General features: G+C 53.7%; 19 protein-coding genes and 1 pseudogene. 9 read left to right on the top strand and 11 right to left on the bottom strand.

All coding sequences use genetic code 11. The features are described from left to right. The 3 genes and pseudogenes from WCX19_RS02050 to WCX19_RS02040 form a co-directional block, all read right to left on the bottom strand. A pseudogene (locus WCX19_RS02050) lies at positions 1–273 on the bottom strand (S-layer protein); the annotation flags it as partial. Between the two features lie 1,011 nt (positions 274–1,284). Then, positions 1,285–1,833 carry a flavodoxin family protein gene (locus WCX19_RS02045; RefSeq protein ID WP_373004221.1) on the bottom strand — a complete coding sequence of 183 codons (549 nt, stop codon included), beginning with the start codon at positions 1,831–1,833 and terminating at the stop codon, positions 1,285–1,287. A 66-nt stretch (positions 1,834–1,899) separates the two neighbouring features. Next, positions 1,900–2,094 (bottom strand): hypothetical protein, encoded by a 195-nt coding sequence (locus WCX19_RS02040; protein WP_373004218.1) that lies wholly within the window; start codon positions 2,092–2,094, stop codon positions 1,900–1,902. A 455-nt stretch (positions 2,095–2,549) separates the two neighbouring features. On the opposite strand from WCX19_RS02040, the gene uvrA reads away from it, so the two are divergent. After that, complete coding sequence (gene uvrA / locus WCX19_RS02035) at positions 2,550–5,360, top strand: excinuclease ABC subunit UvrA (RefSeq protein WP_373004215.1); 2,811 nt, start codon at positions 2,550–2,552, stop codon at positions 5,358–5,360. 570 nt (positions 5,361–5,930) lie between these two features. Here the strand turns inward: uvrA and WCX19_RS02030 are convergent. Continuing rightward, the gene (locus WCX19_RS02030; protein WP_373004211.1) at positions 5,931–6,467 is read right to left on the bottom strand and encodes a hypothetical protein; all 537 of its coding nucleotides are present in this window, start codon (positions 6,465–6,467) and stop codon (positions 5,931–5,933) included. Between the two features lie 423 nt (positions 6,468–6,890). Here WCX19_RS02030 and recQ point away from each other — a divergent pair, with 423 nt between their 5' ends. The 5 genes from recQ (at position 6,891) to WCX19_RS02005 (ending at position 12,070) form a co-directional block, all read left to right on the top strand. Beyond that, positions 6,891–8,762, top strand: coding sequence for a DNA helicase RecQ (gene recQ, locus WCX19_RS02025; protein WP_373004208.1), 1,872 nt, complete (start codon positions 6,891–6,893; stop codon positions 8,760–8,762). A 62-nt stretch (positions 8,763–8,824) separates the two neighbouring features. After that, positions 8,825–10,381, top strand: coding sequence for an excinuclease ABC subunit UvrC (uvrC, locus tag WCX19_RS02020; RefSeq protein ID WP_373004206.1), 1,557 nt, complete (start codon positions 8,825–8,827; stop codon positions 10,379–10,381). A 100-nt stretch (positions 10,382–10,481) separates the two neighbouring features. Then, a complete protein-coding gene (locus WCX19_RS02015; protein ID WP_373004203.1) occupies positions 10,482–10,856 on the top strand; it encodes a ferritin family protein in 375 nt (124 codons plus the stop codon). Between the two features lie 2 nt (positions 10,857–10,858). Then, a complete protein-coding gene (locus WCX19_RS02010; RefSeq protein WP_373004200.1) occupies positions 10,859–11,647 on the top strand; it encodes a family 1 encapsulin nanocompartment shell protein in 789 nt (262 codons plus the stop codon). A 57-nt stretch (positions 11,648–11,704) separates the two neighbouring features. Continuing rightward, the gene (locus WCX19_RS02005) at positions 11,705–12,070 is read left to right on the top strand and encodes an FxLYD domain-containing protein (protein WP_373004197.1); all 366 of its coding nucleotides are present in this window, start codon (positions 11,705–11,707) and stop codon (positions 12,068–12,070) included. Between the two features lie 70 nt (positions 12,071–12,140). Here WCX19_RS02005 and queC read toward each other — a convergent pair whose 3' ends face one another. The 5 genes from queC to WCX19_RS01980 form a co-directional block, all read right to left on the bottom strand. Next, positions 12,141–12,794: a 7-cyano-7-deazaguanine synthase QueC gene (gene queC / locus WCX19_RS02000; RefSeq protein WP_373004194.1), complete on the bottom strand. Its 654-nt coding sequence runs from the start codon at positions 12,792–12,794 to the stop codon at positions 12,141–12,143. A gap of 344 nt (positions 12,795–13,138) precedes the next feature. Then, on the bottom strand, positions 13,139–13,672 hold the full coding sequence (locus tag WCX19_RS01995) for a chemotaxis protein CheW (RefSeq protein WP_373004190.1): 534 nt from the start codon (positions 13,670–13,672) through the stop codon (positions 13,139–13,141). A 16-nt stretch (positions 13,673–13,688) separates the two neighbouring features. Beyond that, entirely contained in the window at positions 13,689–15,167 is a 1,479-nt protein-coding gene (locus WCX19_RS01990; protein WP_373004187.1) for a methyl-accepting chemotaxis protein, read from the bottom strand. A 5-nt stretch (positions 15,168–15,172) separates the two neighbouring features. Continuing rightward, positions 15,173–15,769, bottom strand: a complete 597-nt coding sequence (locus WCX19_RS01985; RefSeq protein WP_373004185.1) for an acetate uptake transporter — start codon at positions 15,767–15,769, stop codon at positions 15,173–15,175. A gap of 5 nt (positions 15,770–15,774) precedes the next feature. Next, entirely contained in the window at positions 15,775–15,978 is a 204-nt protein-coding gene (locus WCX19_RS01980) for a hypothetical protein (RefSeq protein WP_373004182.1), read from the bottom strand. Between the two features lie 110 nt (positions 15,979–16,088). On the opposite strand from WCX19_RS01980, the gene WCX19_RS01975 reads away from it, so the two are divergent. The 3 genes from WCX19_RS01975 to WCX19_RS01965 all read left to right on the top strand — a co-directional run bounded on the left by WCX19_RS01975 (position 16,089) and on the right by WCX19_RS01965 (position 20,878). Further along, positions 16,089–18,230, top strand: coding sequence for a PAS domain S-box protein (locus tag WCX19_RS01975; RefSeq protein ID WP_373004179.1), 2,142 nt, complete (start codon positions 16,089–16,091; stop codon positions 18,228–18,230). Positions 18,231–18,329: 99 nt separating this feature from the next. Beyond that, positions 18,330–18,722 carry a response regulator gene (locus WCX19_RS01970; RefSeq protein WP_373004176.1) on the top strand — a complete coding sequence of 131 codons (393 nt, stop codon included), beginning with the start codon at positions 18,330–18,332 and terminating at the stop codon, positions 18,720–18,722. A gap of 332 nt (positions 18,723–19,054) precedes the next feature. Continuing rightward, positions 19,055–20,878, top strand: coding sequence for a hypothetical protein (locus tag WCX19_RS01965; RefSeq protein WP_373004173.1), 1,824 nt, complete (start codon positions 19,055–19,057; stop codon positions 20,876–20,878). Positions 20,879–21,045: 167 nt separating this feature from the next. Here WCX19_RS01965 and feoB read toward each other — a convergent pair whose 3' ends face one another. Together feoB and WCX19_RS01955 are read right to left on the bottom strand one after the other, a co-directional pair. Next, the gene (gene feoB, locus WCX19_RS01960; RefSeq protein WP_373004170.1) at positions 21,046–23,037 is read right to left on the bottom strand and encodes a ferrous iron transport protein B; all 1,992 of its coding nucleotides are present in this window, start codon (positions 23,035–23,037) and stop codon (positions 21,046–21,048) included. Further along, positions 23,034–23,759, bottom strand: coding sequence for a DtxR family transcriptional regulator (locus WCX19_RS01955; protein ID WP_373004167.1), 726 nt, complete (start codon positions 23,757–23,759; stop codon positions 23,034–23,036). Before WCX19_RS01955 ends, feoB begins: the two co-directional genes overlap by 4 nt. Positions 23,760–23,833: the final 74 nt, after the last annotated feature.

Genomic DNA, 23,833 nt, shown 5'->3' with positions numbered 1-23,833 from the left:
GACAATGACAGGTGCATCTGCCGCTCCCAGGGTCACTGTCAGATGTTTTGCCGTGTTCGAGAGGTCGTTGGGGTCGACAATGCCGGATTTGACGATCTTGAACTGGTTGAGGCCCGTGTTCTCGATGACAACCTGAATGTTGATATCGTCCCCCGGAGAAAACTCGTTGGTCCCTGCGATATGTGCGTTCAGTTCAGGGTTTCCGGCCATGTATTTCGTACCGGCCTGTGCCGGGCATACGGCGAGCAGGGAGAGCACCAGGAAAACCAGCACACTGGAACGCAGGGCATTTTCAGGTAATTTCCGCCATATGCAACCTGGCGAATTTTTTGATTCATTATAAAATTTGTAAGGGGTACTGCTCTTCATGTGAATCCTCGACCTGTTGAAAAACTTTGTATGCGTTGGGATTTATCCTATATATAATTTTGTTTTATTAATCATACATAACTACTATAAATCCATCTGTGTCATAACCTCCGCAAACATTGTTCCAAGACGTTATGTTGCAAAAATAAATGTCAGTATAAAACCCGAATTCCCGGGTCAGTTGTGAAAAAGTGAAGGGGACCGTTTAAGTCCACTTGCCGGTTGTCGGCGCAGTCTGATTTTAACAACCGGGTTAAAAACCGTGATATAGGTAATGCTCTTGTATATGTTGAGCGCGCAAATTCCCTTTTTTATAGTTCAGGGCCACAACAGTTTCATGTACCATATTTGGCTGAGCTGTTCATGCTCCCGCTGTTCAAACGCCGTCACATGGGTCATTTGTAAAATAAGTGCTTATGTTTCCCGGTGCGAGCGGCGACCTTAATTATTCTGTATACGTGCCCAATCTCTATTTTTTTGAGTGTTTCATTTCTCAAAATGGAATGAGTGAGGGATTTATAATCGCCATTGATGAGCAATAGAAATAATCAATAAAAACAACCTTTATATTCGATTATGACAAAGTACGTAAAAAATTAGAGAACTGTGCCAATGAATGAATTCTATCCCTGTAGATATCGTAAATATGCGGTGTGAAATGCTTTTGACGTATGTCCCGGCATTCTGGGCGCACTTATTGCACTGATGATCGGCCGGAGATTCTCCCAACGGATTATGTCCCGAATCTCGCCTCACTTGTTCTCCGGTTTGGCGATTTTTCTGCTCTGTTGAAACGCACATGAACGGGCGTTCACACCCGAAGCATGGAAATCAAACACTATACTTTGTTTTGGTGAGATCTGTTAACTCAACGTATTTGATTTTCATGGGAAATTTACATAACGGCGGTTATAGTCAAAGGAGTGGTGAGGCATACCAAAGATCTCCCCGGGCTTTCTCCATCATGTCCCGTGCAAACGTTTCCGCATTCCGGAGATCTGCGGCATCGGGCTTCCCCTTGTTGAGACCACCGAAATATTTTAAGAAGCTGTTCGTGTTCCACCCCGCACACCCGAATTCACCGGTGACCGCGTACCCTTTTGCGGTTAGTTTTTCCCGGATCTGCGAGTGGTTATGCTCAACAAATTTCCTGTCGGCCACGAAGGCCGGGGCCCCATAGGTTGAGAAGAGGAAAACTTTTGTCTTGCCTGCCAGGGGCAGCCGGTCGGCAAGGTCAAGAATGGATGCATCAAATGTCGCGCTGTAGATTCCCGAGCCAAAACCTACCAGGTCGTACTCCGCGATCTCTTCGGGCTTAACCTGCCGGGGTGTTTTTACCTCGGCACCGAGCACCTTTGCACAGGCATTCGCGATCTTCTCCGTATTGTTGTGATGGCAGGAGAATACGACTACGAGAGATCGTAATGCCTCCGGATTTCCGGTCTCGGTTACATTCGTATCCATTCTTTCGGTTACTCCTAAATTATTTCAAATCAGAAAACGGAAACAAAACGACAACAACGTCGCCTTTTACAAGTCCGCCCATGCCTCGTCTTCCTCATGACGTAACCAGTCCTTTTTAAGGGAAGATTCGCTGGCAAGTACGGTGTCACCCATTATTTTACCGGCATTCTTCTTTTTTTCCCGGATAAAATCAAGGATCTCATGATAGTGCTGACGCGGCACCTGGTATAATTCCCTAATGATCTGTTCCTCGACTTCCATAGGTATTCACCTACCTGCTTGCTGATTGATTCATTATGTGGTGGAGATATAAAACTACACAACCTGGAGATGAAAGGTTGTTTATTGAAATTGCTGAATATCCGACAGATCGATTAAAAGTAGATTTCACATTATCAACTGTATTTAATTTTCGAGTAATCAACCCGAACGGAATAAAAATAATTAAAATTTTAAATTTTCATGGATAAAGATTTTTCATAAGTTACCTAAAAAAACCCGCATGAAGACAAAGACTTCGCACCAAAGCAATGAAAATTTTGCACTCCAAACTCGAATTTCCTTTTGCCGGCTCCATCGTCTGAAGTTTTCAAAATTTTCATGACAAAGACAACGATTGGGCAACGTGGATCGCGGATTTCCTTGAATCGGATCACTTTCACCCTCCCCAATCCTCACTTCTATAAATACCGACACCAACCTGTACCGCACGTAAAATGAAAAACATCATCATCAAAGGTGCCCGCCAGCACAACCTGAAAAATGTCAGCGTCGAGATCCCCCGCGACAAGCTCGTGGTGATCACCGGTGTCTCCGGCTCCGGTAAATCCACGCTCGCGTTCGATACGCTCTACGCGGAAGGCCAGCGCCGGTACATGGAATCGCTCTCGTCCTATGCCCGGCAGTTCCTCGGCATGATGCAGAAGCCCGATGTGGATTACATCGAGGGGCTCTCGCCGGCGATTGCCATCGAGCAGAAGACTACCTCCAAGAACCCCCGGTCAACGGTCGGGACCACCACCGAGATCTACGATTATTACCGGCTCCTCTTTGCCCGCATCGGCACCCCGTACTGTCCTGAGCACAATATTCCCATCGCTGCCCAGACCCCGGACCGGATCGCCGACCAGATCATGGCCGAGCATCCCGGCCAGGTCACCATCCTCTCGCCAATCGTCCGGCAGAAGAAGGGGACCTACCAGCAGCTCTTAAAAGACCTGAACAAGGAAGGGTATGCCCGGGTCCGGGTGAACGGGAAAATTATCCGGACCGACGAAGAGATCACGCTCGACCGGTACAAGAAACACGATATCGAGATCGTGATCGACCGGCTGGAGACAAGCGACCGGTCACGGCTCACGGAAGCGATCGAGAATGCCTTGAAAAAATCCGAAGGGCTCATCATCGTTCTCGATGACGAGGGAAAAGAGACCACCTACTCCTCGCTCCTTGCCTGCCCGGTCTGCGGGATGACGTTTGAGGAACTCCAGCCGAGAATGTTCTCGTTCAACAATCCCTATGGCGCCTGCGGGGAATGTCACGGCCTCGGGGTCAAGATGGAGTTCGACGCCGACCTCATCATCCCGGACAAGACCCGGTGCATCGCGGACGGGGCGGTGGCGCCGTACCGGAACCCGATGGACGGTTTCCGGGGTCAGTACCTTGCGACGGTCGCAAAGCACTTCGGCTTCTCAGTCCTTACCCCAATAAAGGACCTCACCGAGACACAGTATAATGCCCTGATGTACGGCTCGACCGAGAAGATGCATTTCTCGATGAGCACGAGAAACGGCGATGCCCAGTGGTCGCATAACGGCGAGTGGGAAGGACTTCTCCCGCAGACCGCCCGGCTCTATGCCCAGACCAAGTCCGACTGGAGGAAGCGCGAGATGGAGGGCTACATGCGGGTCTTTGACTGCCCGGCCTGTAAGGGCAAGAGGCTCAAGGACAAGATCCTCGCGGTCCGGATCAACGGGAAATCAATTATCGATGTGACGGACCTCTCCGTATCTGCGGGCATCCGGTTCTTCGACGACCTGAAGCTGACCGAGAAAGAGAAGGAGATCTCAAAGCAGATCTTAAAAGAGATCCACTCCCGGCTCACCTTCCTTGAGAAGGTCGGTCTCGGGTACCTCACGCTCTCCCGGAATGCCGGCACGCTCTCCGGCGGGGAAGCGCAGCGCATCCGGCTCGCCACCCAGATCGGGTCGACCCTGATGGGCGTGCTCTACGTTCTCGACGAACCCTCCATCGGCCTGCACCAGCGGGACAACCGGAAGCTGATCGAGACCCTGCGGACGCTCCGCGATCTCGGGAATACGGTGCTCGTGGTGGAGCATGACGAGGATATGATCCGCAGCGCCGACCACGTGATCGACATGGGCCCCGGGGCCGGGATGCACGGCGGGGCGCTGGTGGCGGAGGGCACTCCCGAAAAGATCGAGAAGAACAAAAAGTCGCTCACGGGCCAGTACCTTGCCGGCACCAAGTCGATCCCGGTCCCGGCAAAGCGGAGGAAACCGGAGAAATATATCACGGTAAAAGGCTGCCGGGAGAACAATCTCAAGAACATCGATGCAAAATTCCCTATCGGTCTCCTGACGGTCGTCACCGGGGTTTCCGGCAGCGGGAAGTCCACGCTCGTGTACGAGACGCTCCACAAGGGCATGAAGCAGATCCTCCACCACTCACGTGAGCAGGCCGGCAAACACGACAAGATCGTTTTCGATACTGATATCGACAAGGTGATCGTGATCGACCAGTCGCCGATCGGGAGAACCCCCCGGAGCAATCCGGCCACGTATACCAAGCTCTTCGATGAGATCCGGACCGTCTTTGCGGAGACAAAAGAGGCAAAGATGAGGGGCTATGGCCCGGGCCGGTTCTCATTCAACATCAAAGGCGGCCGGTGCGAGGCCTGCGAGGGTGACGGCCTGATCCGGATCGAGATGAACTTCCTGCCCGATGTCTATATCGAGTGCGAGGAATGCAAGGGGAAGCGGTACAACCGCGAGACGCTCGACGTGAAATACAAGGGCAAATCGATCGCCGATGTTCTCGACATGAGCGTCGAGGAGGCGCTCGCGCTCTTCGAGCACCACCCCTCCATCCGCTCCAAGCTGGAGATGCTCTCCCGCGTCGGCTTGGATTATATCAAGCTCGGCCAGAGCTCCACGACCCTCTCCGGAGGGGAAGCACAACGGATCAAGCTCACCCGGGAACTGGCGAAAAGGGCGACGGGAAGGACACTCTACCTCCTCGACGAGCCGACCACCGGGCTGCACTTTGACGACACGAAGAAACTCATCAAGGTGCTCGACGATCTCGTGGAGAAAGGCAACACAGTAATCGTGATCGAGCACAACCTCGACGTGATCAAGTCCGCGGACCATATCATCGACATCGGGCCCGAAGGCGGGGATGCCGGCGGGGAGATCGTGGCGACCGGGACGCCGGAGAAAGTGGCCGGGGTGGCGAAGAGTTATACCGGGCAGTTCCTTAAGCCGATGCTGAAGGGGAAGGCTTAGATCCTTCGGTATCTTTTCTTTTAGGATTGAACGGATCGTGAGCTGAGAATTCCCAAAAAAGTCCGGGTCCCGACCCGGCAATTCCGGAAAAAAGTCGGGGGGGTCACCCCGACCTCCAAAAAAATTGGTAGCCCCCCTCCCCCCAACCTCCCGCACCGCAGAAAAATAGATCGGACCGATCAATTTCAAAATCGGTCGGGGTGACCTCCATTGTTCCAGATTTTTGGCCTGCGTTTCCACTGGAGTTTCAGATGAGCGGGGGTGGTCGCCCCGACCGTACTCAGTGATCGGTCGGTCCGAGCGATCGTACACATTGGTCGGGGCGACCTGTTATCCACGCGGATCTGAGATAACCCCCCTCCCCCCTACCTCCGGTTCCGCAGAAAAACTGGTCGGGGCGACCGATCTCAGCAAGAGGTCGGTGTGGCATGCCATATTCCAGTTCCGGAACCTTTGTTTCCACTAAAATGTTGAATGAGAGGGGATTGCCACTCCTCTGCCACAAAATTCTCTATTAAAAAAATCGGCCGGACCCGGCCGATCACCAGCAGGCTCCTGTATCAAAGCGGGTCAGGGAGCGGGGGCAACCACGATCTCCATCGATATAATCCGCTCGTAGAGTCTCTTTGTCTCCCGGACCGGCCAGAGTTCAAGGAGGAGTACCGTTGCCGGTGCCCACATGGCGACCCAGCCGACAATCGAAGCACCGTCAGAGACCATCTGTGCGGGCAACGTTTCGCTGAACTCCAGGATGGCATGGCTGACATACGTGGCAAGGGCGAGGACAACGATTGCGATGACGAGGGTCTTTTTGCCAAACCGGATCCACTGGCGGTACCTCCGGTCAAGGGCCAGCATCCTGTACCTGAAATGGTTCCGGATCGCATCCGGGAGCACCTGGCATGCCGGGCTCCTGGCAATGGCAGCCGGCACGCGGAGGACGATACGGAACTCTGCCTTTTCCGGGAAGTCCCGGACCGTTTCCACAATATAGTCTTCCGTCACGGAGTTGAGCTCATGTTCGTTGAACGGTATTGGGGAGTACGGGGTGAAGATCTGATCCGGGGATGAAAGCCGGATCTCAAGGAGGATCTTCCCATTCTCCATTGTGTACAGGTCCTGGGAATCCGTAATAAGTGCACCTCGTTTATGAGCGTGTTCTCTCGGGACGGATAAAGTTCTGCATTCCGGTGCGGGAGACCGGCTGGCGAGCCGGATCAATCTTGTAGAGGTAACAGGACAGTATTCTCTGCGTGTCTAAGCGAAGGTAACACACGTCTGTTCTGTGAACGTGGTGGGGTGATCATATATTTTTTCAGGGAGGTATGCTGATGATCCTGTACCAGGTTAACAGGACCGCAAATCGTACGCGTAAGGACCCGGGCCTTTTTGGGACTCTTTTACTCCCGCTGTCTCCCGTACTCCCGGTCGATTCCGTCCGCCACATCCTCCCGTTCAGTTTCACCCTCCGCACCCGGGTATTCATATGCAGTTCCGGTGCATCTCTCCTCACACGATCCGAGGAAATCCATGGATACACTGAAGATTGCCCCCATACAACAATCCGCCGAACCACATCAGACACCCGTCAGCCTGCTCAAAAAATACTGGGGCTATCCTGCATTCCTGCCGCACCAGGAAGCGATCATCGCATCGGTCCTGAGCGGACACGACACCCTCGCGATCATGGCAACCGGGGGCGGAAAGTCTCTCTGCTACCAGCTGCCGGCCCTGTACCTCGGCGGCCTCACGGTCGTAATCTCGCCACTCATCGCGCTCATGAAAGACCAGGTGGACGACCTCAACGCCCGGGGGATCCCGGCTGCCGCCTTTAACAGCACGCTCGACTACCGGGAGCGCACCGGGATTGAAGCGGAAATGAAGGCAGGCAGGCTTCACATCCTCTTTGTCTCACCGGAAAAATGCATGCAGGCCGGGTTTCTCGATACCCTTGCAGCAGCCCCGGTCCGACTGATTGCGATCGACGAGGCGCACTGCATCTCGGAATGGGGCCACAACTTCCGGCCCGAGTACCGGGAACTCGCCCGGTTTCGGAAACTGTTCCCCTCCGCTCCCGTCATCGCCCTCACCGCGACTGCAATCCCGGAAGTCAGAAAAGACATCTGCCAGCAGCTCGGCCTCGTGAAGGTCCGGGAGTTCGTGGGCAGTTTCAACCGGGAGAACCTGACCTACCGGGTGGTCCCAAAGAAGAACCCGCTGGTCATGCTCGCCGATTTCCTCTGCCGGCACAAAAACGAGGCTGGGATCGTCTACTGCATGAGCAAGAAAGAGACAGAGGAGATCGCATACGAACTCCGGAAAAAAGGATTCAAGGCGCTCGCCTACCATGCCGGGCTTCCCCGGCCGGTGAGAGCAGACGTGCAGGATGCGTTCCTCAAAAACGCTGCGCAGATTGTCTGTGCCACGGTCGCGTTCGGGATGGGGATCGACAAGCCGGACGTCCGCTTCGTGATCCACTATGACTTGCCAAAGACGATCGAGTCCTACTACCAGGAGACCGGGCGGGCAGGGCGAGACGGGAAGCCTGCCGAATGTCTCCTTTTTTACAGCAGGGGGGATTATGCCCGGGTCCGGTCCATGCTCGAACACGATGATGGCGGAGAGCGTTCGGTCCGGATCGCGCTCAAAAAACTCCAGGACATGACCGTGTACTGCGAGACGACCGGCTGCCGGCGCGCATTCCTGCTCTCATATTTTGGTGAAACACCCGGGTCAGAGCAGTGCGGGTCGTGCGACAACTGCGAACACCCCGCGGCATCCATCGACGGCACGGAACCGGCGCGCATGATCGCTGCGTGTGTGCAGCAGCTGCCGTCCCACTTCGGGGTCGAACTCATTACCGATGTCTTGCGGGGAAAAAAGTCGGCGAAGATCGAAGCATACCATTTCGACCGCCTGCCCGCGTATGCCTCCGGAAAGCAGCACTCAAAGGAAGAATATCGTGTCTGGATCAACGACCTGGTCCGGCAGGGGTACCTCGCACGAACCGGGGACAAATACCCGGTCATTGCCCTTGGAACGAAAAGCAGCGGGCTGCTCGCCGGGACCTGTCGGGTCAGGCTCCCGACACCCGTGCGGGACGCAGCACCGGTATCCCAGTTATCAGTACCTGAGGCCGAAGTGGTAGACAGTGATGCCCGTGAAGCGGACACAGAACTCTTCATGAGGCTCAAAGCGGTCAGGACATCCCTCGCCCGGGAGAGCGGGATCCCGCCGTATGTCGTGTTCGCGGACCGGAGCCTCAGGGAGATGGCCCGCACCCGCCCCTGCGACCGGGCGCATTTCGCAACGATCCCCGGGGTCGGTACCGTCAAGCAGGAGAAGTACGGCCCGGTCTTCCTCAACGCGATCAGGGAGTACTGTAGCGAGCCGGCCGATTGACCGTTCATTACCCCATCCCCAACGCTTAATGAGCCTGCACCCGGATACTCTTTTTGAGATTCATGATCGATACTGCGAGCCTTCCCGAAAACCCCGGCTGCTACCTCTATTCCGATGATGTAGGGACGATCATCTATGTCGGGAAGGCAAAAAATCTCAAAAAGCGGGTATCGAGTTATTTCACAAAAAAAGATCATGACCCAAAGACAAAGAGCCTCGTCGCCCATATCGCCTCGGTCGATGTCGTTGTCACGGACACCGAGACCGAGGCGTTCCTTCTCGAAAACACCCTGATCAAAAAACACCAGCCGAAATACAATATCGACTTAAAAGACGCGAAACGCTACGCGTGGATCGAGCTGACAAAGGAAGAGTTCCCGAGGCTCGTGATCGCCCGGAAAACGACCGGAGACGGGACATTCTTCGGGCCGTTTGTCTCGGCCGCGGAGCGCGACTACGTGCTTAAGGTGGCAAAGAAGGTCTTCCACCTGCGGACCTGCAAGATAATCCCGAAACGGCCCTGCCTCCGGCACCATATGCAGTCCTGCAGTGCCCCCTGCACCGGCACCGTGAGCCCGGAAGAATACGATGAGAACGTGAAGAAGGCCACCCTGCTCCTCAAGGGAAAAGCGCACGAACTGCTCAATGAACTCAAAACTGAGATGGCAGCACGCTCGGCAGCGGAGGATTTCGAACGGGCACTCATGATCAGGAACGAGATTAAGGCCATCGGGCACCTTGCCGACCGGCAGCACGTAGAGCGCCAGCGCGAGTACGATCAGGACGTGATCGCGTACCAGGTGACGGACGGGAAGGTGTACCTTACCGCGTTTAACGTTGAGCGGGGATCGCTTTCAAACAAACAGGAATTCACGTTCGATGCCGGGGGAGAGGATTTCTTCGAGGAGTTCCTCGTCCAGTATTACTCGGAGCGCGAACCACCAAAAGAGTTAATCCTCGGCTACGAAACGGATCCTGCACTCGCAGAGTTTCTCTCGGTAAAAAAGGGAAAGCAGGTCGATATTATCGTTCCGCAGAGGGGGGAGAAGCGGCAGCTGCTCGATCTCGCACAAAAGAACCTCGAGATCGCGTTCTTCCGTGACACGCTCAAAGGCACCGAACTCGGCGCGGCCCTTACGATGGCCCGCCCCCCTTCGGTGATCGAATGTTTCGATATTTCGCACCTCTCCGGCACCGCGATGGTTGGTTCGATGGTGCAGTTCCGGGACGGGAAGCCGGACAAGTCCGGCTACCGGCGGTTTAAGATCAAAACCGTTGAAGGAATCGATGACTTTGCATCCATTGCGGAAGTGGTGAAACGGCGCTATAAGCGGCTCACCGATGAGTACACCCCGTTCCCGGATCTCGTGATCATCGACGGGGGCCGGGGCCAGCTCTCGGCCGCACAGGAGGCCCTTGCCACACTTGGCGTCACCGGGCAGCCGATCATCGCGATTGCGAAACGTGAAGAAGAGATCTATGTGCCCGGAGACGTGCTCCCGCTCCGGCTCGATAAAAAAAGCATCGCGCTCCGGTATATCGAGGAGATCCGGGACGAGGCACACCGGTTCGCGATCGCCTACAACCGGCTGCTCAGGAAAAAGAAAGTACTCATCTGATCCACCCGCTTCATGCAGTGCATGTTGATGGATCTGCCTCCAGTCAAAAGTATTTAAACCGGGCGATATACAACTCTGACATATATATCAGGTGATAGTAATGCCAGACTTTTTCAATCCGTTCAGCGGTATGGTACCGGACCGCAAGCTGACCAAAGAGGAACTCATCCGGGTTGTCCGGCTTGACGTTGCCGGGGAACTTGAAGCGATCCACGGGTACATGGCCCATGCGGATGCAACCGACAACGAGCTTGCAAAGGCGGTCCTGACCGATATCGCCGACGAAGAACGCGTGCATGTAGGGGAACTCTTACGGCTCCTCTCCATCCTGACCGGCAACGAGGATGAATTCTATAAGAAAGGAACGCTCGAAGTGGACACCATGGCAGGAAAACTGGGGGCAGCAGGCGCTGCTGCACCCGCAGCAAAAGAGGAATCGACCATCGGAGCACTCAAAACCGTAAAGGAGGCTTAATCATGGCAAATGTATATCTCGGACGTGAAGAGGCACCCATCGGTGCAGAGACCTGGAAACTGATTGACGATGTGGCAGTCCAGGCGGCAAAGAGCCAGATCAGCGGGCGGCGGCTGCTTGCTGTCGAAGGCCCGTATGGATTCGGATTAAAGTCGCTCCCCCTCGGCGACTACGCACTGGAAGATGGGATCAGCGCGAGCATCTCCCTCCCGCTCTCTCTGGTAAGGACAGAGTTCTCGCTCGGTAAGCGCGATCTTGCGGCCTACGAACGCGATCACCTCATCCTCGACACGGCGCCGGTGGCCTGTGCGGCAATGGACGCAGCGGCAAAGGAAGACCGGATCATCTTTAACGGGCTTACGGGAACCCCGGGCCTCTTGAACGCGGAAGGAGCCGGCTCCCTGACGCTCACGAAGTGGGACAAGGTCGGTGCCGCTGCAGACCAGATCATTGCTGCGGTCACCAAGCTCGACAGCACCGGTTTCCACGGCCCCTACAGCCTCGCCCTCGCACCGGCACAGTACAACCTGCTCCTCCGGAGATACCCACAGGGTGACGGGACCGAACTTGAGCATATCTCCTCAATTGTCGGAGACGGTGTTGTCAAGGCTCCGGCGCTCAAGAAAGGCGGCGTTCTCGTCGCCTCGGGCAGCCAGTATGCGTCGATTGCGATCGGTCAGGATCTTGCAGTCGGGTACAACGGCCCGGTCGGGGACCTGCTCGAATTCCAGATCTACGAGAGCCTCGCACTCGTAGTCCGCGCACCCGAGTCAATCCTTATACTCAAGTAACACCTTTTTTTTGTACAGTTGTGAGGCACCAGAACTATGCATAAGGGATTTTCCAGGGTGGGCACGGGTATACTTCTTCTCCTCTTTGTCGCCGCGTTTGCACTTGGGGCAGGGTGCCTGAGCGATACGATCGCAAAAGACACTTCCGCAGGAGAACTCCACACCCATTACGAATACGCAGATTCCTGGTCACCGGGGTTCGGGTGTTATTCGCACCTTGACGGGTACGTGTATAACGCAGGGAATACGACGATCCCGGGCGTGCAGCTGAATTTCAACCTGGTAAACAGCAAGACCAATGCAATCAGGGATTCACGACTGGTCTTTATCGGTCCGGTTGCACCGGGGGAGACCCGGTCCTATGAGACGATCCTTGACGGCGAATGCACGCAGGACTACCGGGTCGAACCCGCATTTTTATAATAGGGAGACTGGCCGGGAAAAATCCCGGTTGTTTTTTATCGGGGATATTTCAGGTAAAAATCCCTGGGTACTATGCCCGGTATTCCAGCGGGTCCGCGACACCCGCCAGTCCGAACGCCTCGCGCCGCTCGGTGCATGCCCCGCACTTCCCGCAGGGGCGGTCTTCTCCCTTGTAGCATGACCACGTCTCCGCGTAATTTACGTTAAGGGCCAGTCCCTTTTTGACAATATCTCCCTTACTGATCATCAGGTAAGGTGCATGGAGGGTCACATCGTTCCAGTCGCAGAGATGCAGGGCAGTTGTCATAGCGCTTACAAACGCCGGCCGGCAATCGGGATAGATCGCATGATCCCCGGCATGGGCTGCATAAAAAAGATCCTGTGCCCCGATACCGATTGCATACGATGCCGCAAGGCTCAAGAAAACCATGTTCCGGTTCGGGACGACCGTCTGTTTCATTGACTCTTCCGCATAATTGCCCTCAGGTACATCCCACTCTTCCCGGGTCAGGCTGGACGGGGCAAGGTCGTTTAAGACTGAAACGTCGACGATTTTGTGAAGAATCCGAAGTTTTTTGCAGATATTTTCTGCGCACCGGATCTCTTTATTGTGTTTCTGGCGGTAATCGAACGTGATCGCACTGACCTCGTATCCTTCGTGGATCAGATCGTAGAGGAGGGTGGTACTGTCCATCCCACCGGAAAAAATGAGCACCGCGTTCATACAGATATCGTCGCCCGGATAACGGTATCTTCAGGTTCCTATATCAAAGGAACTCCGGATGATTCTCCCGGGGAGGATACCGGGAGCCGGACAGGGCATTTAAAAAAAATGGATCCAGGCTGCCGGTGTACCAGGGAGATACACCGGTATTCCTGTAAACTGATATGGGGCATTGCATGAATGGACAATGAGTGATGGTTACACGGGTTTTTTTGGTGGAGGGAATCGCGCCGTCCCAATGGATGTGGTGCCGGATCCCCAAAGGAACCTCCTTTCCCTGATTTTCGGGAAGTGCCGGCAGGTCATCCACGTAATGACGGGATCCACTCCCGGACTCTTCTCGATCAAAGGGTGGAATCAAGATCGTCGAGCAGTTTCTTGATATCGATCCAGATGATCAGTTCGTTGATCTCCTTGTCCTTGACCTTGATTTTGCGCTTGATAATCCCGATGATCGCTGTATCCTCGTGGCTGATCGACGCGGACGTGTGATCGACCTGGTTTCCCTCGAATGTGGAAACCGAGGTCACGTCGTCAACAAGGATCCCGATCTTGGATTTGGTGATCTTGTCGTCAAGGACAATGATCCTCGAAGCCTCAAGCGATTTTGTGCTTGCATCGGTGATGTTTAACCGGTGCTTGAGATCAATGATCATCGTTATCTCGCCGCGCAGGTCGATAATCCCGCGGACGTAAGGCTGGACATTGGGAAGTTTTGTGATCGTCGTGTACTCGACCACTTCCTTGACTTCAAACAGGTCAATGGCGAAATGCTCGTTCCCGAGCACAAACTCCACGACCTGTATCGTGCCCAGATCATTCTGGGCGGCAGCGGGGTTCTTTGCCGTTGCAACAGGTTCGCTTGCCTTTGCAGTCATGGGCGCCAAACCTCCGTTATTCCACCTTGAATCGGCGGTTTGCTTCTGTGGCCTCGACTGCAATATCGTTGACATTCTGTATCATTCTTGTGATCTCGTCAAGCGCTGCGGCGGACTCCTCTGTCGCTGCTGCTGCATCGCCGGCCTCTTTTGCGGTCCGTTCGATAAGACTCCCGACCTCGTGAACGCTTGCGGTGATCTCTTCGGTTGTTGCTGCCTGCTCTTCTGTTGCTGCGGCAACTTCGGAAGCACTGTTTGAAACGGTCTCAACCGCAACCTGGATCTTCTTGAACGCTTCGACCGCATCGGCAGAGGCAATGACACCTTTGCTGACCAGTTCCTTTGAGGCCTCCATGGCTTCGGTCGCCTTCTTGGTAGCCGCATTGAGCTGGGTGATCATCTCCTCGATCCTCTCGGCACTGGAGCGTGATTCCTGGGCAAGGGACTTGACCTCGGATGCGACAACCGCAAAGCCCCTGCCGTGTTCGCCGGCTCGTGCTGCCTCGATTGCTGCATTCAGGGCAAGCAGGTTGGTCTGGTTGGCAAGATCGCGGATGAGCACGATAATCTTGCTGATGTCGGCCATCTGTTTCCCAATCTCTGTGACGATAGCATGGACATTGTTCGATGAAGCAGTGATCGCGGTCATATCCTTGTTGACCGTATCTGCGAGGATGGCACCCGACTTTGCGGAATCGTTTGCGCTCTTTGCCTGGGTGGATACACTCTCCATGCTCGATGTAATTTCCTCAACGGCTGCGCTCATGTCCTGCATGGCTTTTGACATCTGGTCGACGCCTTCGGCAGCTTTCTGCGCATTCTCGCTGACGCCCCCGGCGTTCTTTGCGATCTGGTTGACACCTTTTGATGCCTCTTCGATGCTCTTGTTGGCGTTGTCGGCCGTGGTTGTGAGGTTCTGCATCTTCTTGTTGACATCGCCGATGTTCTTTTCGAGATTAATGACAATCCCGCGGACTGCATCACGCAGTTTAACGATCTGGTCGTGGGTTTCTTTGGTATCTTCATCCGGCGGCGTAATCTCGTACCGGACTGTAAGATCTCCTTCTGCCATCTTGCTGTAATTCTTACTCATCTCGGCGATTTCGTGCTCCATATACTGCCGGGTCTTGACGACACTGGTGATCTCGTTGTACGTGATATAGACCAGTTTTACTTCCCCTTTCTCGTTAAGAATGGGAATGTTTGTGCGGAGAACCACGTGCAGGCCGGAGGGGGTCTCAATCGTGCTCTCCCCGATCGTTTTGTGCCGTGCATTGATGGCTTCCGTCACCGATTCACCCGAGTTTTTCAGGTACTTGAGCATCTGCTGGTCTTTGAAATCGCTGAACTTAATCGCCAGCAACCGGTCTCTGCCGTAACCGGTCAGTTTGCAGAATGCTTCGTTCACCATGACAATCCTGAGGTTTGCCTCCACAATCGCTTGTGCAAGGGGATTCCTCTCAAACATTTCCGTGAAATCCTGTACTTCAACCATTTTCATCACCCAAGTCTTACGACGGTTTCTTTCCACACTTCATTCATGATCTGCCCGAGGCCTATATACATCGAGCACAGCCCGCAGAGGATACCGTCGATACCGGCAACCATCAGGATCGTGCTGTTCCCGAGGGCATTCCCTACGATCAGGAGGAAGAAGAGTATCACCAGCAGGGCAAAGAGGACCTGCATCGATTTAGCCATCCTGAACGTAATCAGGAACAATGCAAACGCAAAGAGTCCCCAGATGCCAAGGAAACAGACCATCCCCTCTTTACTGATGGCAGGACCCCATCCCCACATGGGCATGAGGAGCATAAATACCAGACAGATCCAGAAGAACCCGAACGAGGTAAACACGGTCAACCCGAACGTGTTGTTCTTCTTCCATTCCATAATTCCCGCAATGATCTGGGCAATACCACCGTAGAATATACCCATGGCAAAGACCACGGAACCCATGCCGAAGATACCGGCATTATGCATATTCAGGATAATCGTCGTCAGTCCGAACGCCAGCAGGCCAAGCGCCCCCGGGTTTCCCGTCGTATCAGTAATCTTAAGCTCGTTTTTGAATACCTGGTCAATCTGTGCTTCCATTTTCATCACCGTATCGCTACGCTCTCGTTCATTTCATCCATACCGGTCGTAATTGCCAGTGTTTGCATGGCAAAGTACTGGTCAATTTTTTCCGAGAGGTCACCGAGGAGTCGGATATTCTTCTGGAGGCCATCGTATTGAATGACCGTTCCCGGAGAACTCATACCATCTTTTACTGTGTATGTCGTGTATTCCGTCACATCAATCACCTTTTTTTGATGCAATTTCAGCACGGATTTATTTGCCATGCTTTTTCGGTGCAATTTTTACTTTGGCACAAAATAGTTTATAAACACTATCAATTGCTTTGCATATAAGCATGGCAAAGGGATATTTTTTAAAGGCGCATAACCGACACTGGATACAACAGGACGCAAAGAAACATACCATGGAAGAGTATTTGGAAGAGATTTCCCGAATCAAGGAGGAACTCGAACAGCACCCGGAAGGGATGAGTATCACCGACATAGCCGGTCTGCTGCACATGAACCGAAACTCGGTAGCAAAATATATGGACATCCTGCAGATTCAGGGATCTGTTGACGGGAGAAAGCGGGGAACCTCAAAAATCTATTATATCTCCCATCGCATGCCTGCAGCCTCAATAAGGAAAGTCTGCCTCCAGCCATTCATTACTCTCGATCAGGACAGCCTTGTGACAGATCATAACCAGAAATTTTCACGGCTGACTGGCCACTCATCAGAGCAGATCGTTGGTCAACCGTTTGAGAGGTTTCCGTTTAAGATCCTTGAAGGCGGAACAGTCCAGCAGATATTCAGGGCAGCACTCAAAGGCGTTGAGCAGCGGGTGCGAGCCCGAATCGTTTTTAATGGAGAAGACCGCCCGGTCTCCCTGTTCCTGATACCGCTGGTCTATGGCACCGGCAAGCCCGGGGTAGCAGTTATCGTGGACGATGAAAACATAACATCCGGGGGCAGTACATCTTCGGATGCAATCCTCCCAGAATTCTACACGCTCCTTGACAAACAGATGGAGTATGTTGTAAAGTACACCCCGGAGGGAATTATCCAGTATGTTAATGAACCCTATTGCCAGGCAATGGCACGATCACGAGAGGATCTCATCGGTCGACCCTTCAAGCACCTTATCCTGGCAGAGGATTCAGAGCGGGTTCGTGTGAACCGGTCCCGGTTAAGCCTGCAGTACCCGGCTGGTATGATTGAATTCCGGGCGATCATGGCTAATGGAGAGGCACGATGGCAGCGATGGTGGGATCATGCCCTGTTCGATAATCATGGACAGCTGACCGGATATTTTTCCTGCGGGCTCGACATCACGGAAGATGTCCGTGTCCATGCAAAACTAAAAAAATCGCAGGAAATACTCGAAGAAACCATTGTAACCCGCACAAATGAATTCCGTGAAATTAACCGACAATTGTACGAGGAGATGGCAAACCGGGAAAAAATGGAACAACAACTGCTCCTGACCCAGTTTACCATGGATAACGCGGCAGATATGGTGTTCTGGGTGAACCATAATGCAAGGATGGATTATGCAAACAAGGCCGCTGTTACCAGTCTGGGATACACAGCCGATGAAATACCCAATCTCACGTTAGTGGATATATTCCCTGCCCCGGTTATAGATACATGGGACGATCTCTGGGAGCACCTCAAAGGTGAGGGTACCATAACCCGCGATACGGTTATGATCAGAAAGGATGGTACGCCCATACCTGTTGAAATGGTAGTCAGGTACCTGGAATACCAGAATAACGGGTTTGCCTGCTGTCTCTGCCGGGACATTTCAGAGAGAATCCGTATGGAGCAGACACTCCGTCTGGCCAACAAAAAACTTAATGTACTAACCAGCCTCACCCGCCATGATATCCAGAATAAGATCACGGTTCTTCTGGGTTATCTGGGCAGGGCGCAGAAACAGGAGAAGGATCCGGTTATCCTTGGTTACCTTGAACGGCAGGAACATGCGGCAAAAGCCATACGGGATAAAATCACTACTACCAGGGATTTCAAAGATCTGGGTTCCAAACCCCCAGAGTGGCTGGATATCCGGCAGGTTGTTGCTGCAGCTGTCTCACAGTGCAGCGAAAGCCCTGTCAGGTATTCTATCGATCTTCCGTATCTTTTTGTTTATGCTGATCACCAGATGGAACGGGTCTTTTCCCGGTTGTTCAAGAATGCGGTTCAAGTTGAACATCCCCCGTCATCCATCAGGGTCTTTTCACGGGAGGAACCGGAGAGATTTGCAATCATTGTGGAATATAATGGTCCCGGCATTAAGTCCGAGGACAAAAAACGGATCTTTGAACTGGAGGGGGATGTCCCGGGCCAGAGTGGACTTTATATATTGAGTGAAATCCTGTCACTGACTGATATTACCCTTGAGGAAACCGGGGTATCTGGAAAAGAGACACGGTTCGAGATGGGGGTACCACCCGCATCATATCGTCTGATCCGGCACGGGGATTCAGAATAAAATTTCTAGGATATGCCTGATTTAACACTTGCTCGGACTAAATTCCTGCATAATACCATTTTAAATATAGGTACCAGCAATTTTTGAACAGCAGGATCAATGACGCGTATTCTTATTGTTGATGATGATGTGGATATTCTGGAAATCCTGCGTCTTGAATTTGAAGATGATCCGGACTGTTGTGCGGATACCGCGACGGAAGTCGTCCGGGCACTGGCATTGGTACAGGAACACACGTACGACGTCATTATTACAGACTGGCAGATGCCGGTGATGAACGGTACGGTTTTTGTCAGTACACTGCGCCAACAGGGATGTACCTCTTATATTATCATTTACAGCGGGATGGACCTGGATCGGGAGATCAGGGAAACCCTTGATGCCGGCGCCAACTATTATATCCACCGCAGGGGAGATCCTGCCCATGAGTTCGGCGAATTAAAAAAGATCCTCAAGAGGGTATCTGCTGCGCGACCCGGTAACGCAGAATAAACAAGGTATTTTTTATCTTAAAAAAAGACAAGGGATCTTTTATCCTCATTCTGGTTGATACCGTCATTGTATTTTTTTAAAGGGAATTGCCTCATGGATATGACCTGCTTCTGGATCAGAAGTAAATCCCTTTCGTGATCTCACCGGCCAAAGATCCGGGTCACATGCAACAGATGTAATCGCTCCTGCAGGTGCTCCCTCACCGGAGTACTCATATCTTCGCAAACCTTCAGAGCCAACAGGTCCTGCCAAATGATGACCGGTCAAAAATGATGACCATCTAAAAAGCATATCACTACAGACAACGAAAATGGATCCGGAGAGTGCTCACGATGGCTGGCCCGTACCTGAAAAGCGGCGAATCCATAATCCTGACAACGGATCGGGTACTGATCGACGATATTGAGTATGATGTTATTCTTACCAGCCAGCGTCTTGCGCTCGTTGACAGCGGTCATACCAGCGACCAGCCGCAGGTCGTTTTGTTTGCCTCCATCCTGTCTGTAAAAGGGGGAACAACCCCGGCACGTGAGCCGTTCATCACCCTTACAGTTATCGACCCGAACGGCCTTGAAGACTCAAAAATCCTTGATCTGATCTTTTCCCAGCAGCCGTATGAAGACAGGAGCGCGGAATGTGACCTCTGGGTACAAAAACTGATCGAGCATATTGTATCCATCCGTCAGGAACCAGCCCCTGTCGGAAAACAACAGGCCTTAGTAAAATCCCCGGGTATGCATCCAACGGTTCGCCGTTTTGAAGCCCCCGAGGTGCCACGGCCCCACTCGCAGGTAGCCCAGAAGAGCCGTCGGCCATCAGAGGATCTGCTTTCCGCGTTACAGGTGTCCTCAAGGGAGACCCCGGACAATGAGATTGATGAACCTGCAGCCCGTAATGATCAAATACCTCCTGATAATGAGTATTCTGTAGAGGAACAGGAAACCGGACCGGAGATACCGGCTCCTTCCATTGAAGAGGTGGGCACAGTCTCCACCCCGATACCCATAGAGCCGGTTGATCTCATAAAAGCAGATACTTTCGGGGAGAATACTGATGTGCACGGCGAGGTCCCTCCCGTAGGGGTAAGCTCCCCGGCATCTGTTCAGGATGATGAGGGGGTAAAAACTCCCAAAAACCCGGATACGGGGGTCATCCCGACACCACCCTCTGATGAACTGGTGCCGGGGGTAAGTGGTGGAGAACCGGAATCATCAGTTCCGGCCCGGCCGGACGATGGTCCGGTTAAAGAAGAGCCGGGATTGACCGATGCTATGGGACCGGTTGAAGATATGGCAACACTCGTTCCGATACTACCCAAAACACCTTTGCACCCGGAGAACCCCCCCGAACCGGAGATCCCAACTACTTCAGTTCAGAACGAAAGCGCAGGACTACCGGCAGGTGAGCCTGACGAACTATCGGCGGATAAAGGAACTGGCGAACCGGCTCTGCCCGAAGAGACTCCCGGTTTACCTGCGGGGGCTGCACCGGATCATACCGACGATGCCGACATTCCCCGGCCCGACTCCGGGATACAGACCGGACTCCCCGACACGGTAGTTTTTCCGGTAATCTCCGATACAGATCTCTCTGTTGCACCGGAGACGCCCCCGGTAAAAACCCCTCCGGTAGTACAGGCTCCTGCCCGGCAGCCTCCCGTGTTACAATCTGAAAAAATCCCGGTCCGGGTGACCATTGCAATTGTCCTTGTGCTTCTGGTAATCATTGGCGGAATGGCCATCCTCCTCATGAATCCGGCGGGAAATACCAAAGGGTCAGATTATCCGGTCGCAACACCGACCCTGACCCCCCTGCCAATCACAACCGCCGCACCGGTCGTGATCCCTGCCGAGGGCGTATGGGTAAAGGTGATGTACAACGGGACCTATTATGGAGAATACGGGAACCCGGGAGACCTCAAAGAGGTACGTGGAACAGGGGAACAGATCTATGCGATCAAGAACGGCGATGCCCTTGTGCAGGCCTCATTCCGGAAACTGGATTATTCCGGGGACCGCATGACCGTTGAAGTCTATAATAACGGTACAATGGTCACGCAGGTCACCAAGCGCGCCCCGAGTGGAACAATTGCAATTCTTGTCGATCCAAAGACAGGAAACGCCCCGTACGTGCCGGTCACTTCTATAAGTCCATGAAGTTTCCGGTTATCACGTGGATCTGACTGCCTGACGTTTAGTTCTGGTTTGTACAAATTCCCGGGGTGTTCCCAAAAAAGGTCGACCAATCTTTCCCGCACCCGGAAATCTTACTTGCAGTCTCTTCTTAGAGAACTGCGGAATAAAAAGCGTTGCCCGGGTGCGCATCAGCCCATAAACAGGCTGAGCACCCGGAATGCAATTCCCCCGATCACCGTCGCGGCGACAACTTCCACGAGCGTGATCGCCAGCGATTTTTTCCAGCCGAATTCCGACGCAAGTGCAAGGATGACGGAGATGCAGGGAATATAGATCATGGTGACGAGAGCGAGAACAATAAGCTGGACCGGTGTGAGGACTGTAGCAAAGTTGGTCGTCCCGAGAAGCACCGCAAGGGTCAGGATCGTCATCTCTTTTCTCACGATCCCAAAGATGAGCGTGATGCCGACAATGGCCGGAAGTCCCAGCCACAGGACCGTTATTGGTGCAAGAGCATTGTTGATGGGGGTCAGCCACCCCGCCCAGTATACTGCCTGGATGAGAGCACTTCCTATAATGTAAGCCGGGAAAACGAGCCAGATGAGCGACTTGGTGCGTGCCCAGGTCTGCTTGAGCACGACAGAATACGACGGCACATGGTAATCCGGCATCTCCATGATGAGCCCCACCGATTCGCCGGGCATCACCCGGAATGCCAGCCGCCCGGCAACGATTATCAGGAGGATATCAAACGCATAGAGAGCAAGCGCCCACCAGATATTGACAAACGCGGCGACAAGGCCGAGGATCACAACGGTCCGGGCCGTGCAGGGAACAAGGGTGACCAGAAACGCGGACAGCAGTTTCTGTTTGGGGGACTCCATGATCCGGCACGAGTAGCAGGCCGGCACATTGCACCCGTACCCGAGGATGATCGGGATAATCGCTTTCCCGTGCAGCCCCAGTTTGTGCATGCCCCGGTCAAGCATCACCGAGATCCGGGTCAGGTACCCGGAATCCTCGATCACGGCGAGGATCAGGTAGAACGGCAGGACATACGGGATGATCAGGGTCACCCCGGCGACAAAACCGGTCCACGCACCGTTTAAGAGCACGCTTGAAAGCGAACCGTTGATCACCGGTTCGTACTGCCCGAACTGGGAAAAGAAACCGGCGAGATAATTTGAGATCTGCGCCCCGATTAAAAAAGTCCAGAGCAAAAGGCCGCCGATCACGGCAATGACCATAAGGTACCCGAAAAAAGGGTGGAGCGCAATCTGATCGACCCGGTCGGTCAGGCTCTTTTTGATCGAGCCGTCCTCCGGGGACCGGACCGTAATTACTTCTGCTGCAATCCGATCCGCGATCTGGTACCTCTCCGCGCTCATTACGACACAGACCGGTTCCCCGTGCAGCGTTTCGATCTCTTCGGAGAGTTTCCCGGCAGCGGCGACAACAGACAGATCCTGCGAACCGACAATGCGGGAGACCTCGGGATCCCGCTCCAGCAGTTTTATTGCGATCCAGCGGACGGGATACGGGGTTGTTACCGCACCCATCAGGGAAACAATTTTCCCGATGCGCTCTTCGATCTCCCTGCCGTAGGTGAGAACCGGCGGAACCGGGTGATCGTGCACGAGATCGAGGATCGCTTCGGTGAGATTGGAGATGCCCTTTCCCCGGATAGCCACTGTCGGGACGACCGGGACACCGAGCAATGTGGAAAGTTTCCCGGTATCGACGGTGAGCCCTTTTTTCTCGGCAAGATCGATCTGGTTGACCGAGACAAGGAGCGGCGGGGCGAGCTCCATGAGCTGGATAGTAAAGAAGAGGTTGCGTTCCAGTGCGGATGCATCGATCACGTTGACAACCGCATCCGGGTGTTCGAGCGCGATGTACTCCCGTGAGACCAGTTCCTCCATCGAGTAGGTGGAAAACGAGTAGATCCCCGGCAGGTCGATCACGCGGATCCGTTTTCCCTTGTACTGGAGAAGCCCCTCGGCACGCTCGACCGTTTTGCCCGGCCAGTTCCCGATAATCTGGTCGACACCGGTCAGCTGGTTGAAGGTGACGCTTTTTCCGACATTTGCATTGCCGGCAAGGGCAATGGTGTAATCCGCATTTTTTATGGTGCTCTCCTTTTTGGGGTCGCACCCTTTGCAACCTCCACACCCGCTCAAGGTGTCCCTCCCTTAACGGCATTCACAAAAATATTTTCCGCAATTTTATGATCGATTGCAAGTTTTGTCCGACGCACAAAGACCTCGACCGGGCCGTTCATGGGTGCCTTGCGGGTGACAGAGACGGTGGTCCCAAGCGTTAAGCCCAGATCAGAAAGCCGCTGGACGACCTTGCAATCCCCGCGGATAAATGCGATCGTCCCTTTTTCCTGTGCACCAAGATCGGTAATAGGAATAATATCGGAGGTACGAAGGTCACTGAGGAAAGGAACGGCGGAACCGGTTGCCGCATCGCACTCGCTGCAGCTCCCGATCCCCTTGCTACAGGGAGAGATCGGGCTGCCATGGGGACAGCGGGACGGTGCGTTGAGCATACGGCAGAGGGCGTTCTCGGTATCTTCGGATATCGTGTGTTCCATCCGGCACGCTTCATCGTGTACCTTTGTCCGGTTGATGTGGAGCACATCGGCAAGGAAAACTTCAAGGAGCCGGTGACGGCGTTTGATGGTCTCGGCAATTTTTTTACCATCATCGGTCAGACTCGCACCTTTGTAAGGTTCGTAATTAACGAGGTTCTTTTCCGCAAGGCTCTGGAGGGCTTCGGTCACGCTCGCGGGCGCAACCTTGAGGCATTTTGCAATCGCCGTGGTCTTTGCGGCGCCGTCGGTCCCTGCAATATCGTAAATCGCTTCGAGATATTCCTCTACCTGTTCCTGTGCCATCTGATCAATAATTAGGATGCCCTAAATAAAAATGGTTTCGGTTGACCTAAATAATACCTCCACACCATAATGAT

The organism is Methanoregula sp. (genome assembly GCF_041663825.1).
Classification (GTDB): Archaea; Halobacteriota; Methanomicrobia; order Methanomicrobiales; family Methanospirillaceae; genus Methanoregula.
This window is presented reverse-complemented; position numbering and strand designations above follow the sequence as displayed.

Excerpts from the sequence above, each read along its gene's own strand:
- WCX19_RS01965 (WP_373004173.1), top strand. The coding sequence starts at position 19,055 with ATGGCTGGCCCGTACCTGAAAAGCGGCGAATCCATAATCCTGACAACG.
- queC (WP_373004194.1), bottom strand. The coding sequence starts at position 12,794 with ATGAACGCGGTGCTCATTTTTTCCGGTGGGATGGACAGTACCACCCTC.
- WCX19_RS02015 (WP_373004203.1), top strand. The coding sequence starts at position 10,482 with ATGCCAGACTTTTTCAATCCGTTCAGCGGTATGGTACCGGACCGCAAG.
- WCX19_RS02040 (WP_373004218.1), bottom strand. The coding sequence starts at position 2,094 with ATGGAAGTCGAGGAACAGATCATTAGGGAATTATACCAGGTGCCGCGT.
- WCX19_RS01990 (WP_373004187.1), bottom strand. The coding sequence starts at position 15,167 with ATGGTTGAAGTACAGGATTTCACGGAAATGTTTGAGAGGAATCCCCTT.
- uvrA (WP_373004215.1), top strand. The coding sequence starts at position 2,550 with ATGAAAAACATCATCATCAAAGGTGCCCGCCAGCACAACCTGAAAAAT.
- WCX19_RS02045 (WP_373004221.1), bottom strand. The coding sequence starts at position 1,833 with ATGGATACGAATGTAACCGAGACCGGAAATCCGGAGGCATTACGATCT.
- recQ (WP_373004208.1), top strand. The coding sequence starts at position 6,891 with ATGGATACACTGAAGATTGCCCCCATACAACAATCCGCCGAACCACAT.
- WCX19_RS01955 (WP_373004167.1), bottom strand. The coding sequence starts at position 23,759 with ATGGCACAGGAACAGGTAGAGGAATATCTCGAAGCGATTTACGATATT.
- WCX19_RS02010 (WP_373004200.1), top strand. The coding sequence starts at position 10,859 with ATGGCAAATGTATATCTCGGACGTGAAGAGGCACCCATCGGTGCAGAG.
- WCX19_RS01995 (WP_373004190.1), bottom strand. The coding sequence starts at position 13,672 with ATGACTGCAAAGGCAAGCGAACCTGTTGCAACGGCAAAGAACCCCGCT.
- WCX19_RS01985 (WP_373004185.1), bottom strand. The coding sequence starts at position 15,769 with ATGGAAGCACAGATTGACCAGGTATTCAAAAACGAGCTTAAGATTACT.
- WCX19_RS01970 (WP_373004176.1), top strand. The coding sequence starts at position 18,330 with ATGACGCGTATTCTTATTGTTGATGATGATGTGGATATTCTGGAAATC.
- uvrC (WP_373004206.1), top strand. The coding sequence starts at position 8,825 with ATGATCGATACTGCGAGCCTTCCCGAAAACCCCGGCTGCTACCTCTAT.
- WCX19_RS01975 (WP_373004179.1), top strand. The coding sequence starts at position 16,089 with ATGGCAAAGGGATATTTTTTAAAGGCGCATAACCGACACTGGATACAA.
- WCX19_RS02030 (WP_373004211.1), bottom strand. The coding sequence starts at position 6,467 with ATGGAGAATGGGAAGATCCTCCTTGAGATCCGGCTTTCATCCCCGGAT.